The organism is Alcanivorax sp. HI0007 (assembly GCF_001635525.1).
Taxonomy (GTDB): domain Bacteria; phylum Pseudomonadota; class Gammaproteobacteria; order Pseudomonadales; family Alcanivoracaceae; genus Alcanivorax.
Genome location: NZ_LWEJ01000261.1, coordinates 1 through 14,057, shown reverse-complemented (window position 1 = coordinate 14,057; position 14,057 = coordinate 1). Strand labels below are relative to the sequence as shown.

Genomic DNA, 14,057 nt, shown 5'->3' with positions numbered 1-14,057 from the left:
TATGGCCAAAGGCAGTAGTGAGAAAACCCGCGCATTGGCAGATAACGAGATTATCGATTTGCACAATCCGAACTGAGCAAGACCGAAGGAAAACCGAGGCTATCAATGAACGATCTGGATCCGACACAACTTGATGTGGAAACCCTGGCTATCCGCACGGCACAGTTGCGTACGGACGAGATGGCACACTCGGATCCGATTTTCCTGACCTCGAGTTTTGTCTATGAAAGCGCCGCCCAGGCTGCGGCCCGATTCGGAGGCCAGGAGCCGGGTAATATTTATTCCCGCTTTACCAATCCCACTGTACGCGCCTTCGAGCAGCGGCTGGCAGCGCTTGAAGGGGGCGAAGCCTGTGTGGCGTTTGCTTCTGGCATGGCCGCCATCAGTGGGACTTTCTTTTCGCTGTTGTCTCCGGGCGATCACATTGTCAGCTCACGCAGTGTGTTCGGTACCACCAATGTGGTGTTCGACAAATACCTGGCCAAGTTCGGTATCGAAACGTCATTGGTGGATCTGAGTGACTTGCAGGACTGGGAAGCGGCAATACGGCCGGAGACCCGGATTCTCTACCTGGAAACCCCGTCCAACCCGCTATCGGAAATTGGCGATATTCGCGCCCTGGCCAAGTTGGCCCATGACAATGGCGCACTGCTGGTCGTGGATAATTGCTTCTGCACCCCTGCGCTGCAAAAGCCCCTGGCGCTTGGCGCTGATATCGTCATCCACAGTGCCACCAAATATCTTGATGGCCAGGGGCGTTGCCTCGGTGGTGCCGTGGTAGGCCCGAAAGCCGAAATGGAAGAAGTGCTGGGTTTTGTTCGTTCCGCCGGTGCCTGCATGAGCCCCTTCAACGCCTGGGTATTTCTCAAGGGCCTGGAAACACTATCCCTGCGGATGGAAGCCCAGAGCGCCCGTACCCAGGAGCTGGCCGAGTGGTTGGAAAAACAGCCTGGCATTGTGCGGGTGCATTATGCGGGCCTGAAACATCACCCTCAGCATGCTCTTGCCGGAAAACAGCAGTCCGGTTTTGGCGCTGTCATGTCCATTGAAGTGGAAGATGCTGCGGGAAACCGGGACCGGCAAGCAGCCTGGCGCTTTATTGATGCCACCCGGCTGATTTCCATCACCGCCAACCTGGGTGATGTTAAAACGACGATTACCCACCCGGCATCCACAACCCACGGGCGGGTTAAAGAGGAAGAAAAACAGCGGGCAGGGGTCACTGAAAACCTGATTCGTCTGGCCATTGGTCTGGAATCGGTGAACGACCTGAAGGCAGACTTGAACCGGGGTTTACAGGCGATCGCCAGCGCATAACAACAAGCGCCGGCGTAGGCTGGCCAATCGGGTTAAAAAGACGCCTGTACTTCATCTGTCGCGCCCGCAATAAATAGAATCAAGGGGAACCATGCAGGCACTGGATAAAGTTCTGGCCCAGGTGGGCCGTGTTGTACTGGGCAAAGAAGAACAACTCAAGCTCGCACTTACCTGCATGCTGGCCAATGGTCACCTGCTTATCGAAGACCTGCCCGGCATGGGTAAAACCACGCTCGCGCATGCCCTGGCCAGGGTCTTCAAGCTTGAGTACCGACGGGTGCAGTTCACCAGCGACATGCTGCCTGCGGACATTCTAGGCGTCTCTGTGTTTGACCCTGCCACACAGCAATTCTCCCTGCGCGAAGGGCCGGTTTTCACCCAGTTGCTGCTTGCCGATGAGATCAATCGCGCCACACCGAAAACCCAGAGTGCATTGCTGGAAGCCATGGAAGAGCGGCAGGTGACTCTGGATGGGGTGACCCGGGATCTGCCACAACCATTCTTCGTTGTCGCCACCCAGAATCCGGTGGACCAGGCCGGCACCTTCGTGCTCCCGGAATCCCAACTTGACCGTTTTTTGATGCGAATTTCCCTGGGCTATCCCGCGCCGGAAGTGGAGCTGCAATTGCTGGCCGGTGGCGACTTGCGCGAACAGGTGCGGGAGTTGCAGGCCGTCATAAACAGTGAAGGCCTCATCAAGCTGTCACGGGTCGTGGGGAAGGTGCGCGCCAGCCACGAACTGCTGGACTATGTACAACGGCTACTGGATGCCACCCGATCTGATGACCGTTTTGTCTCCGGGTTGTCTCCCCGGGCAGGTCTGGGGCTGCTCAAGGCGGCCCGTGCCTGGGCCCTGATCAGTGGGCGTGATTATGTCTTGCCCGAGGATGTACAGGCAGTGTGGCCCTCTGTGGCGGAGCATCGTCTCAGTGCCCGGCAGGGTGGCAGTGTGGCCGCCACCACCCAGTCTTTGCTGCAGTCCGTTCCCGTTATACGCCGCTAGCCATGCTGATGCCGGCGCCGATACGGAACCTTTATGAACGCTGGCTGGCGCGGCGCTTACCGCCGGCCAGACAGGTGGTGCTGGATCAACGGCGCATCTTTATTTTTCCCACCGGCTACGGTTTCTTCTATCTGTTGGTGTCCGCCCTGTTGTTCATCGGCGGCATCAATTATGAAAACAATCTGATCCTGGCCCTGGCGTTCCTGCTTGCCAGCCTATTCATGGTGGCAATTCTGCATACCTTCCGGAACCTGTCCGCCCTGGGCATGCGTAACGGTGATAGTGAATCCGGCTTTGCGGGGGAAGAAGGGGCACTGGAAATTGTCCTGTTTGCCCAACGTCGCGATCACCATTGTGTCTGGCTACGCTGGCCGGACCAGGATGGTCAACAGATCAGCATCCGCAGGGGCGAGGAAGAAAGCCTGTGGCTGAACCTGCCGTTGCCCGAACGGGGCAGGGTGACGGCGCCCCGGTTAAGGGTAGAAAGCCGCTTCCCGCTGGGACTGCTGCGAAGTTGGTCCTATGTGTCCATGGACCATTACTGCCTGGCCTGGCCGCGCCCGCAGGAAAGCCCGGATTGCCCGGCCGATGGCGGCAAGGAAAATCAGCAGTCATTCAGTAGTGGTCAAACGGGCAATGACGAATTCCAGGGGTTGCGAAACTACACAGCGGGGGACTCCCTGCGACGGGTCGACTGGAAAGGGTACGCGCGGGGCCGTGGGCTGAATACCAAGCAGTTCGAGGAACCAGTCGGTGGTCGTCTGTGGCTGCGCTGGGACCGTCTGCAGGGCCTGGGGGAGGAGCAACGCTTATCCATATTGTGCTACTGGATTTTGCAACTGGATCCGCAGCGCCAACCCTATGGTCTGGAGTTGCCCGGGCTGACACTGGCTCCGGATACCGGTGACGTGCATCGCTGGCGGCTGCTGGATGCATTGGCCAGTTATCCGGATTTCTGAGGTTCTCCATGGCGCGCATCTATCAGGTTCCATCCCATACCCGACTCTGGCTGGCTCTGGCTGTCGTGCTGTGCTCCATCCCGCAACTGGTCAAAGGCGTTCTCTGGCAGACCGGTTTGCTGGCGTTGGTGATCCTGATCCGCTGGCTGGTGGATCATCAACGTCTGACACTGCCGGGCCGGATAGTGCGTTCCCTGTTGTTGATCGGTGCTGTCGGTCTGACGTTTTTCAGCTTCGGTCGACTGTACGGGCCCGAAGCCGGGGTCGCTCTGCTGGTGAGCCTGTTCGCGCTGAAGTATCTGGAAGTGGTGCAGCAGCGTGACGCCTATGTGGTGATTGTGCTCGGTTATTTTGTCTGTGCAACCGCGCTATTGTTTTCCCAGACCCTGGGCATGTTTCTCTATGTGCTGCTGTGCATGATGGTCCTTACCACCTGCCTGGTCGGGATCAACCACAGTGATACCCGTGCCAGTGGCTGGGTACATGGCAAGCGTGCGGCGATGATGACCTTGCAAGCGATTCCCATGATGGTGGTGCTGTTCCTGTTGGTACCCCGGGTCGCGCCGTTATGGAATATGCAGGTGGGGGGAGACAAGGCCCGCACGGGGATGAGCGACAGCATGTCGCCGGGACAGATCAGCGAGTTGTCGGAGTCGGCGGAGCTGGCGTTTCGGGTGGACTTTGAGGGAGAGATGCCGTCGCGGGGCCAGCGTTACTGGCGGGGCCTGACGCTGAGCCACTATGACGGTCGAACCTGGCAGCAGGCGATCCCCCAGGGGATCCCGGAATCGCAGTACCTGTACCGGCCAGGCAATAACAAACCGGACTGGTACCAGCGGATAGCAGAGCAGCGGGAGTCAGGGCAGCCCGGTTACCGCTATCAGGTGATCGCGGAACCCACCCAGCGACGCTGGTTGTTCAGCCTGGATGTGCCTTTCCCGCTCTATGGCGATGTGGCCCTGGCCAAGGATATGCGTCTGGTGGCCAACCGGCCGGTTTCCGAGCGATTTGCCTATCGCGTGGAAAGCGTGCCTGCCGTGGCCGGAGAGATTGACCTGACCCGGCTGGAGCGACAATTGATGTTGTCGATACCGGAGGACGCCGGGGTCAAGGCACGTGGCCTGGCGCAACAGTGGCGTCTGGAAAGCCCTTCGGCTGAGGGGATTGCCCAACGTGGCCTGCAATACTTCCGGGAGCAGCCTTTTCACTACACACTGCGGCCCCCACGGCTTGCCATGGATCCGGTGGATGATTTTTTATTCCGAACCCGGCGGGGGTTCTGTGAGCACTATGCGTCCAGCTTTACCTTTCTGATGCGCGCTGCAGGGGTGCCGGCCAGAGTGGTGGTTGGCTACCAGGGGGGTGAGCGTAACGAGCTGGGCTCACATTTACTGGTGCGCCAGTATGACGCCCATGCCTGGAGTGAAATCTGGCTTGAAAACAAAGGGTGGACCCGTGTGGATCCCACCGCCGCGGTTGCCCCCGAGCGCATTGAGTTTGGTCTGAGAGAGGCCCTGGAAAACAGCGAGGAGGGCAGCGATCTGCTGGATGCTCTGGGGCTGCGTCGTTTCTCGGATGGCGGCGTATTGGCGCTGGTCAGCCAGTGGATGGACTATGTGGATTTCCGTTGGCAGACCTGGGTGTTGGGCTACGACAGTGCCTTCCAGTCCGAATTTCTGGGAGACCTTCTCGGCGCGGTTTCGCCAACGCGCATTGCCATTGCCCTGATTGTCTCTGTCGGCGTGCTGATGGGGCTCTATGCGCTGTTTCTGCTTTGGCGAACCGGCAAGGCAAAACAGATGCTGATGGAGCGGGAATACTGGCGGTTACATCAACGGGCCAGTGAGCGGGGGCGCCCCCTGGTAGTCGGCCTGAGCCCCATGCAGCTATGCGATGCGATCAGCGAGCAATGGCCCCAGGCGGCTGGCGCTGCCCAAAGTTGGGCAAAATACTACCAGAAGCTCCACTACGATCCCGCTTCGCCACCGAATAAACAGCAACGGCGTCATTTACGCAGGCTCCGAAATCGCTTATACAAATTATTGGACTAGTGTGTTATCTGTATGTGATAGCTCTCTGATCCAACGCTGCGATAACTGGTTGTTATGGAGAACGACAAATGCGCGCCGCAAATTATAAGAAAGGGCTCGAACTCACCGATCACAGCCCCTGGGCCCAAACTTTCTGGGACGATCTGGTACCGTTGAAAAATCAGGTGGTGGAGCATCCGGTCTTTGTGGAAATGGGGGCCGGGACACTCAGCTTGCCCCGTTTCCGCAGTGCCTTGCTGAATTTCTATCCGCTGGTGGAAAACTTTCCCAAGTACATGGGGCTGAATCTGGCCAAGACCCAGCCAGGCCGGTATCCCGGCCACGAAGAAAGCAAGAACTGGTTGATCAGCAATATCAAGGTCGAACAACGCCATGCGTACTGGTATCAGGACTGGGCCATGGGCTTTGGTATTACTCTGGAAGAGCTGGAGTTTGTCACGCCGCCGCCAGCCATGGATGCGGTAAACCATTATCTCTGGCACATGGGCAGACAGGCCAGCCTGGAAGAAGGCATTGCCGCCACCAATCTGGCCATAGAGTGGGCCACGGGGGAGTGGAGCCAGAGCGTGGTCAAAGGCATGCAGGCCTATCAGGAAAACGGGGTGGCCACCATTAACCGCCATTCCATGGCCTGGCTGCGAGCCCACGCCTCCTACGATGATGCTCATCCCCACGAGGCCATGGAGCTCATCAAGCTCACCTGTGTCGATCAACAGAGCCGGGAAAGAGCTTTTGCGGCAGCGGTGAAAGGGCTGGAGTACTATGTCCTGGCACTGGACCACTGTTACGCTCAGTCGGACTGAATAGACTCGATCACGTCTACACATCCGGGAAAGCCATCTTTGGTGTTTGGTGGTTCTTCCCGGTCCGGTTTGTTTTCGCTGTTAACTCTTCACAATTAACGTTACATGTACACCTTCAGCTTGTCGCGGATGACGCGCTGTATGGCTTTGATTTCCATGGGCGAGCGATCAGACAGTCTGGAGGGTTGAATACGATGCAGGTGGAGGCAGGGAAAATCCTTGCGAAAGGCCCGTAAATCCCCTTTGGTGATGACCGGGAGGAAGGGGATGGCAGTGGATTCCTTCTTCATCAGCGCCCACAGGCCCACTTTCAGAGGCACCGGTTTGATAACCCGCTTGCCATACTTCAGTAGCCGTAACGTCAGAAAAAGCCCTTCCTTGCCGAACAAATCTCCAGGCACGATATACATGCCGGTGGCGTGAACACTATGATCCCCAATACTGTTGAACGTATCGTGATATGCATAGGGATTGGGCAGAATCACCAGTGAGCGATCGTCATCCGGTGGTATGGAAATATCGTAATTGGTATAGAGCTGTTCCACCGGCGCACTGTATACGCACAGCGTATCCTGAAACTGTTTGATGAAATTGACCGCCCGCTGGTGGTTGTCAAAGTCATTCAACTTCCAGATCAGGTGCTCAGGAATCCCCAAGTCATTCAGCATATATCACTACAGAAAGTCATTATTAATTATTAGTCGATGATGAGCAGAATATAGCATAGGTCCGTTTCCCCACCAGCGGTATTGATTCACCAAGTTGACCAGAAGTGACCGCCGTCACGGCGCCTCAGCAATGGACGTAACAAATGCAGAACGAATTTCCCGTCGATGATGTGGTGGCGCCACTTCTTGAGGCCCTGCAGCAATCTGGCTGTGCCATTCTGGAAGCGTCCCCTGGGGCCGGGAAATCGACCCGTGTGCCGTTGTCTCTGCTCGAGCGTTTCGGCTCCCGCCCGGGGCGCATTCTGATGCTGGAGCCCCGTCGGGTTGCCGCCCGCTCCGTGGCGACCTTTATGGCTTCCCAGCTCGGTGAGCCGGTGGGGCAGACTGTTGGTTACCGAACCCGGACCGATACCCGAGTCAGCGCGGCCACCCGGCTGGAGGTGGTCACGGAAGGGGTGCTGACCCGCATGGCGTTGAGTGACCCGGAGCTCCAGGGTATTGCGCTGGTCATCTTTGACGAATTTCATGAACGATCCCTGAATGCGGACCTGGGGCTGGCTCTGGTCAGGGAAATCCGAGAGGCCTTCCGCCCGGACCTGGGGTTGCTGGTCATGTCCGCGACGCTGGACTGTGGGCCCCTGGAGGCCATGCTGGAGGCGCCGGTCATTCGCAGTGAAGGGCGCAGTTACCCGGTGGAGGTTATCTATCGCCCGTCGGCATCACGTCAGGATTGGCGCGACCACTGCGTGCAGCAAATTCTGTCCGTGACGGCTGACGCCCAGGTGATACTGGTGTTTCTTCCCGGCCGCGGGGACATTCGCCGGGTAGCCCGGGGTTTGTCCGAATCCGGATACGGTTTGCCAGTGAGAGAATTGCATGGGGGGTTGCCGCTGGCGCAGCAACAACAGGTGCTGGAAGCAGCCGCAAACGGTGAGCCTCTGGTGGTGTTGGCCACCAATGTAGCGGAAACCAGCCTCACCATCGAGGGGGTTACCCATGTGATTGATAGTGGCCTGGCCAGGGAGCCCGTCTATGACCCGGCCCGCCACCGTAGCCGTCTGGTGACTCGCAGGATCAGCGAAGCCAGTGCTCGTCAGCGTAGCGGTCGGGCGGGGCGGTTAGGCCCCGGCTGCTGTGTGCGGCTATGGTCAGCCTCAGAGGTCATGGCCAGCCACCAGAAGCCGGAGATTGCCCGGGTGGCGCTGGATCCTCTGGTGCTGGATCTGGCCCGCTGGGGATGCCGGGAACCTCAGCAGATGCAATGGCTGGACCTGCCCCCTGTGGCGGCCTGGAACAGTGCGGTGGCGAGGCTGCGCGACGGTGGGGCGCTGGATGCTCAAGGTGGGCTTACCACGTTTGGCGCTGCGATTGCCGGCCTGGGTGTTGAACCCGCTCTGGGGATGCTGATTCTGGCCGGCCGGGAGCAGGGGCTGCCCGTTTGTGCCGCCCGGGTCGCCGCGTTGCTTTCAGAGCGAGACATCCTGAGTCAGGGTGTGGATTTGCGCAGCCGGCTGCAGGCCCTGGAAACCAGTCCGGATCGTCACCGTTCGCTGCTGCTCGAAGCACAACGTCTGCTAGCCGGCGACCCACAGGATCGACAGGACTGGCGCCAGAGTCTGGGGGCGTTGCTGGCCCGGGTTTATCCGCGACAGCTGGCTCGACTGCGCCAGGGAGAGGGTAACCGCTACCAGATGATGGACGGCCCGGGTGTGCAACTGCCCCCCGGCGACAGTTTGTCCGGGACATCATGGTTACTGATTCTGGACACGGACGGCCAACCCCGGGATGCCCGTATCCGGCTCGCCATGCCGCTGGATGAGACGGACCTGGACTCGGTTCTGGGGGACCATGCCCAGTGGCACGAACAGATCGGGTGGGATCGTCAGCGTCAGCGGGTAACGGGCTGGCGCCAACGGCGTCTTGGCGCCATTGTCCTGCACAGTCAGCCCATCGCGTCGCTTACCGCTGAGCAACAGGTACAGGGACTGCTGGAGGGGCTGCGGACGGATGGCCTGGGGTTGTTGCCCTGGTCCGAGGACTGTCGGCAGTGGCAGGCCAGGGTGGCAACGCTGGCGGCGGTGGAGGGAGAGCATTGGCCGGATGTGAGTGATGAGGCTCTGCAGGAAAACCTGGAAAGCTGGTTGGCGCCTTTTCTCGCCGGGATGCGTACCCTTCAGGATCTGAAACGGGTGCCGCTACGTGATGCCCTGAACCTGCTATTGACTGCGGATCAGCGCAAGCAGCTGCAAAGGGATATGCCGGAGGCGATCACCATCCCCACCGGACGACGGGTGTTGCTGGATTACACGGGGGAAACCGTGGTTCTGGCGGTCAAGTTGCAGGAATTGTTTGGCCTTACCCGCTTGCCAGCCATTGCCGGAGGAAAGCGGACCATCAGCGCCCATCTTCTCACCCCGGCGGGACGGCCTGCCGCCATTACCGATAACCTGGAACGATTCTGGCGGGAGAACTACCCGGCTGTGCGCAAGGATCTGCGTGGCCGTTATCCCAAGCACCCCTGGCCGGAAGATCCTCTGGCGGCAGATGCAACCGCGCTCACCAAACGGCGCCTGAGTGGCAGTGGCGGTCAGTAGTCGGTTGAAATGACGGCAAGGAAGGTGGGTGGCCCTGGATAGGGCAAAGTGCGGATGGAGGTTGCTGCTGGAACAGGATTGCGTCAAGCGTTGATGCGATGGCCGCCAATTCGTGCTGAATCCATTGACTTCCTGTTAAAACGCGAAACGCCCGGCACAGGCCGGGCGTTTCGGGTTCGCGAAGCGATTATCCGGTCTTAGACAGACTGGGCAACCGGGATCTTCACGGTATCGGCCACGTCCTGGTACTCCGGCATCTGGTCGAAGTTCAGGTAGCGGTAGATGTCAGAAGACATGGAGTCGATGGTGTTTGCATACTCCATGTACTCTTCCGGGGTCGGCAGCTTGCCGAGGATGGACGCCACAGACGCCAGCTCAGCCGATGCCAGATACACATCCGCACCCTGACCCAGACGGTTCGGGAAGTTACGGGTGGAAGTGGATACCGCCGTGGACTTGGGCGCGATGCGAGCCTGGTTACCCATGCACAGGGAGCAGCCCGGCATTTCGGTACGCGCACCGGCGCTGCCGAAGATGTTGTAGTAGCCTTCTTCGGTGAGCTGGTGCTGATCCATCTTGGTCGGCGGTGCGATCCACAGACGGGTGGGCATGGTGCCGCTTTCCACTTTCTGCAGCAGTTTACCCGCCGCGCGGAAGTGACCGATGTTGGTCATGCAGGAACCGATGAATACCTCGTCGATCTTGGCGCCAGCCACCTCGGACAGGGTCTTGGCATCGTCCGGATCGTTCGGGCAGCACAGTACCGGCTCCTTGATCTGATCCATGTCGATTTCGATGACGGTGTGGTACTCGGCATCGGCGTCGGCACGCATCAGGCTCGGGTTGGCCAGCCACTCTTCCATGCCCTGGATGCGACGCTCGATGGTACGGGCATCGCCGTAACCGTTGGCAATCATCCACTTGAGCATGGTGATGTTGGACTTCAGGTACTCGGTCACGCTGTCTTCAGACAGAGTGATGGTACAACCGGCGGCAGAACGCTCGGCGGAAGCATCAGACAGTTCGAATGCCTGCTCCACAGTCAGATCGTCCAGACCTTCGATTTCCAGGACCCGACCGGAGAACACGTTGACCTTGCCGGCTTTGGCAACGGTCAGGTGACCGTCTTTGATCGCCTGCAGCGGGATGGCGTGTACCAGGTCACGCAGGGTGATGCCCGGCTGGCGCTTGCCCTTGAAGCGAACCAGTACGGATTCCGGCATATCCAGCGGCATGACACCGGTGGCGGCAGCGAAGGCTACCAGGCCAGAACCTGCGGGGAAGGAAATGCCCATGGGGAAACGGGTGTGGGAGTCACCACCGGTGCCCACGGTGTCAGGCAGCAGCATACGGTTCAGCCAGGAGTGGATGATGCCGTCGCCCGGACGCAGGGACACACCGCCACGGTTCATGATGAAGTCGGGCAGGGTATGCTGGGTTTCCACGTCAACCGGCTTGGGGTAAGCGGCGGTGTGACAGAAGGACTGCATCACCAGATCCGCCTGGAAGCCCAGACAGGCCAGATCTTTCAGCTCGTCACGGGTCATCGGGCCGGTGGTGTCCTGGGAACCCACGGTGGTCATCTTCGGCTCGCAGTACATGCCGGGGCGAACGCCTTCCAGGCCGCAGGCCTTGCCGACCATCTTCTGGGCCAGGGTGTAGCCCTTGTTGGAGTCACCGGGCTGCTCCGGCTTGCGGAACAGGTCAGACGGGGCCAGACCCAGCGCTTCGCGGGCCTTGGTGGTCAGGCCGCGGCCAATGATCAGGTTGATACGGCCGCCGGCGCGCACTTCGTCCAGCAATACCTGGGAGCGCAGTTCGAATTCGGCAATCACTTCGCCGTTCTTCTCGACCTTGCCTTCGAACGGATAGATGTCGATCTGGTCGCCGGTTTCCATCTTGGAAACGTCACATTCAAAGGGCAGGGCGCCGGAATCTTCCATGGTGTTGAAGAAGATGGGGGCGATCTTGCCACCGATGCAGACCCCGCCGGCGCGCTTGTTAGGCACGTACGGAATGTCTTCACCGAAGTGCCAGAGCACGGAGTTGGTGGCGGACTTCCGGGAGGAACCGGTACCGACAACATCACCCACGTAGGCAACAGGGAGACCTTTGGCTTTCAGTTCTTCCATTTGCTTGAGCGGGCCGATTTCGCCGTCTTTCTCCGGGAAGATGCCTTCGCGGGCATTCTTCAGCATGGCGTTGCCGTGCAGCGGGATGTCCGGGCGGCTCCAGGCGTCCTGGGCGGGGGACAGGTCATCGGTGTTGGTTTCGCCGGTTACCTTGAACACGGTCAGAGACATTTTCTCTGCCAGATCCGGGCGCTTGGTGAACCACTCGCCTTCGGCCCAGGACTCGATTACTTCCTTGGCCTTGGCGTTGCCGGCTTTCATCTTGTCTTCCACATCGTGGAAAGCATCGAAAACCAGCAGGGTGTGCTTGAGTTCGTTGGCGGCGATTTCTGCCAGTTCGGCATCGTCCAGGGCTTCCACCAGGGTGGCGACGTTGTAGCCGCCCTGCATGGTGCCCAGCAGCTGCACGGCACGCTTGCGGTCGATCAGGGGAGAGCTGGCTTCGCCTTTCACAATCGCGGTCAGGAAGGCAGCCTTCACGTAGGCGGCCTGGTCCACGCCGGGCGGAACACGGTTAACGAACAGGTCCTGGATGAATTCTTCTTCGCCAGCCGGCGGGTTTTTCAGCAGTTCGACCAGCTCGGCAACCTGCTGCTCGTTCAGCGGCTTGGGCGGCACACCTTCGGCGGCGCGCTCTTCAACATGTTTGCGATAGGCTTCTAGCACAGCGTGTCCCTCTTTACTCGAATTGGCTGATTTCTTTTGGAAATCAGTCTTTTAGGGTGTTACTGGGGGTTGGAATTGCGCGCGGAGTATAGCCGAAACGCCATCAACTGTTAAGCCAAACCGCGGTTACAGCCATTCATGGGATGAATACTCGCAATCACTGAAAGCGAGATCCGTTGGCGTCAATAGGGGGCCTGGTGCCCCGGGGGCGGTCGCCGGAAGCGTTTATAGCTCCACAGATACTGGGCGGGCTCTTCGTCAATCAGGTGTGCGATGGAGCGGTTCATGGCGGTGAGAGCAGTGTCCAGATCGTCATCAGCCACCTGCGGGTCCGCCGGCCGCACGCGAATCTCGAATCCCTTTCCGTTCGGTAAACGGCGGGCCCAGGCCATAAAGGTGACCGCACCGGTCTGGCGGATCAGCTTGCAGGCCAGGGTGCCGGTGTAGGCAGGTTGGCCGAAGAAGGGGGAGTGCCGACCACTGCGACGATCCGGTACCTGGTCCGGCAGGATGGCGGTGAGCGCCCCTTTCTTCATGGCCCGGACCAGACCGGCCACTCCCCGGGCGGTGGTGGGGTACATGGTAGAGCCGAAGTGCTCGCGCCCGGAGCGTATCAGGTCATCCACTTCCGGCAGTCCTGACGGGGCAAACATGGCATGCAGACCGAACTCGGTGGCCAGCCAGAAATTAAGTACCTCCCAGCATCCCAGGTGAGGAGCCAGAATCATCACCGGTTTACCTTCATGCACCGCCTGACGCAGGGGGGCGTCGCCATCCACTGCCACGATTCGTTTCAGGCCTTGCTCCGGGTGCCGCCAGAACAGGGCGATCTCGAAGGTGTTGCGGGCGCTTTCCTGCAGGGATTGTCGGGCCAGCTGGTGGCGCCGTGTTTCATCCAGTTGAGGGTAACACAGCGCCAGATTGATCCGGGACACGCGCCGGGCTTCAGTGGGGAGTCTGGACAGCAAAGCCCCGAACAGACTGGCAATGCAGCGGTTCACAGCGTAAGGAAGAAAAGCGATCAATCGCAGCGTGGTGACTGCGGCCACACCTTTAATTCGTTGGATTTTTGGATTGGTTCGTCGGCCCATGGCGAGAGAGTATAGGACGCCAGACGCAGGACGCCAGATGCCTGATGCAGAAAATCGAGAAACCGCGTTGCTGGGCGTGGTGTGCTGGTGTGGCCGTATCCCGCTATAATGCGCGCCGACCCTGAGGACGCCATGCACGATATCTCCCATATCCAAGACTTTTTGCCCTGTGCCACACCGCCTGCCTGGATCGGCTGGGCGCTGCAGCACCCGGACATCCTGCTGATTGATCATGCCCATTGCGAAAAGAAGGCCGCTAGCACGGCACTGAATCTCATGTTTCGCTATGTAGACCGGCCGGAATTACTGGATGCCCTGAGCCAGCTTGCACGCGAGGAACTGCTGCATTTCGAGCAGGTGCTGCAGATCATGCGTCAGCGTGGCGTTACCTATGACCATATGACGCCGGCGCGTTATGCCAAGGGCCTGCGCCAGCATGTGCGCACCAGCGAACCCGGGCGTCTCATCGACACCCTGATTGTCGGGGCCCTGATTGAAGCGAGAAGCTGCGAGCGCTTTGCGGCTCTGGCTCCTCATGTGGATGAGGAGTTAGGTCGCTACTACCGTTATCTGCTGAAAAGCGAATCACGACACTTCGAGGATTACCTGACCTTGGCCGAACAATATGCCGGTGGGCCGATCGAGGAGAGGGTGGGTTTCTTCAAGGAAGTGGAGCGGGAGCTGGTGGAATCGCCGGATTCGGAGTTTCGGTTTCATTCTGGAACGCCGGAAGGGAATTAATAGTTAATAATGAATAATTAATAGTTGCGCGA

The 14,057-nt window shown here is 59.4% G+C and carries 10 protein-coding genes; 7 read left to right on the top strand and 3 right to left on the bottom strand.

Annotated elements, in window-relative coordinates; translation table 11 throughout:
• The first annotated feature begins 105 nt into the window (after positions 1-105).
• From A3714_RS15320 to A3714_RS15300, 5 genes are all read left to right on the top strand, one after another.
• A complete protein-coding gene (locus A3714_RS15320; protein WP_062816137.1) occupies positions 106-1,317 on the top strand; it encodes an O-succinylhomoserine sulfhydrylase in 1,212 nt (403 codons plus the stop codon).
• A gap of 91 nt (positions 1,318-1,408) precedes the next feature.
• Positions 1,409-2,320, top strand: a complete 912-nt coding sequence (locus tag A3714_RS15315) for a MoxR family ATPase (protein WP_062816136.1) — start codon at positions 1,409-1,411, stop codon at positions 2,318-2,320.
• A 2-nt stretch (positions 2,321-2,322) separates the two neighbouring features.
• Entirely contained in the window at positions 2,323-3,279 is a 957-nt protein-coding gene (locus A3714_RS15310; RefSeq protein ID WP_062816135.1) for a DUF58 domain-containing protein, read from the top strand.
• A gap of 8 nt (positions 3,280-3,287) precedes the next feature.
• On the top strand, positions 3,288-5,330 hold the full coding sequence (locus A3714_RS15305) for a DUF3488 and transglutaminase-like domain-containing protein (RefSeq protein WP_063508884.1): 2,043 nt from the start codon (positions 3,288-3,290) through the stop codon (positions 5,328-5,330).
• 68 nt (positions 5,331-5,398) lie between these two features.
• A complete protein-coding gene (locus tag A3714_RS15300) occupies positions 5,399-6,133 on the top strand; it encodes a TenA family transcriptional regulator (RefSeq protein ID WP_062816133.1) in 735 nt (244 codons plus the stop codon).
• A 101-nt stretch (positions 6,134-6,234) separates the two neighbouring features.
• Here the strand turns inward: A3714_RS15300 and A3714_RS15295 are convergent, their stop codons facing one another.
• A complete protein-coding gene (locus A3714_RS15295) occupies positions 6,235-6,801 on the bottom strand; it encodes a hypothetical protein (RefSeq protein ID WP_063508885.1) in 567 nt (188 codons plus the stop codon).
• A 143-nt stretch (positions 6,802-6,944) separates the two neighbouring features.
• On the opposite strand from A3714_RS15295, the gene hrpB reads away from it, so the two are divergent.
• Entirely contained in the window at positions 6,945-9,395 is a 2,451-nt protein-coding gene (gene hrpB, locus A3714_RS15290; RefSeq protein ID WP_063525729.1) for an ATP-dependent helicase HrpB, read from the top strand.
• Positions 9,396-9,592: 197 nt separating this feature from the next.
• On the opposite strand, the gene acnB is transcribed toward hrpB, so the two are convergent.
• Complete coding sequence (gene acnB / locus A3714_RS15285; RefSeq protein WP_062816130.1) at positions 9,593-12,193, bottom strand: bifunctional aconitate hydratase 2/2-methylisocitrate dehydratase; 2,601 nt, start codon at positions 12,191-12,193, stop codon at positions 9,593-9,595.
• 182 nt (positions 12,194-12,375) lie between these two features.
• The gene (locus A3714_RS15280; RefSeq protein WP_231866051.1) at positions 12,376-13,242 is read right to left on the bottom strand and encodes a lysophospholipid acyltransferase family protein; all 867 of its coding nucleotides are present in this window, start codon (positions 13,240-13,242) and stop codon (positions 12,376-12,378) included.
• 174 nt (positions 13,243-13,416) lie between these two features.
• On the opposite strand from A3714_RS15280, the gene A3714_RS15275 reads away from it, so the two are divergent.
• Positions 13,417-14,025 carry a tRNA-(ms[2]io[6]A)-hydroxylase gene (locus A3714_RS15275; RefSeq protein WP_063509336.1) on the top strand — a complete coding sequence of 203 codons (609 nt, stop codon included), beginning with the start codon at positions 13,417-13,419 and terminating at the stop codon, positions 14,023-14,025.
• Positions 14,026-14,057: the final 32 nt, after the last annotated feature.

What these genes read in the sequence shown, in the direction of transcription:
- A3714_RS15315 (WP_062816136.1), top strand. Translation starts at nt 1,409, where the DNA reads ATGCAGGCACTGGATAAAGTTCTGGCCCAGGTGGGCCGTGTTGTACTG.
- A3714_RS15310 (WP_062816135.1), top strand. Translation starts at nt 2,323, where the DNA reads ATGCTGATGCCGGCGCCGATACGGAACCTTTATGAACGCTGGCTGGCG.
- A3714_RS15300 (WP_062816133.1), top strand. Translation starts at nt 5,399, where the DNA reads ATGCGCGCCGCAAATTATAAGAAAGGGCTCGAACTCACCGATCACAGC.
- A3714_RS15320 (WP_062816137.1), top strand. Translation starts at nt 106, where the DNA reads ATGAACGATCTGGATCCGACACAACTTGATGTGGAAACCCTGGCTATC.
- A3714_RS15275 (WP_063509336.1), top strand. Translation starts at nt 13,417, where the DNA reads ATGCACGATATCTCCCATATCCAAGACTTTTTGCCCTGTGCCACACCG.
- hrpB (WP_063525729.1), top strand. Translation starts at nt 6,945, where the DNA reads ATGCAGAACGAATTTCCCGTCGATGATGTGGTGGCGCCACTTCTTGAG.
- A3714_RS15305 (WP_063508884.1), top strand. Translation starts at nt 3,288, where the DNA reads ATGGCGCGCATCTATCAGGTTCCATCCCATACCCGACTCTGGCTGGCT.
- A3714_RS15295 (WP_063508885.1), bottom strand. Translation starts at nt 6,801, where the DNA reads ATGCTGAATGACTTGGGGATTCCTGAGCACCTGATCTGGAAGTTGAAT.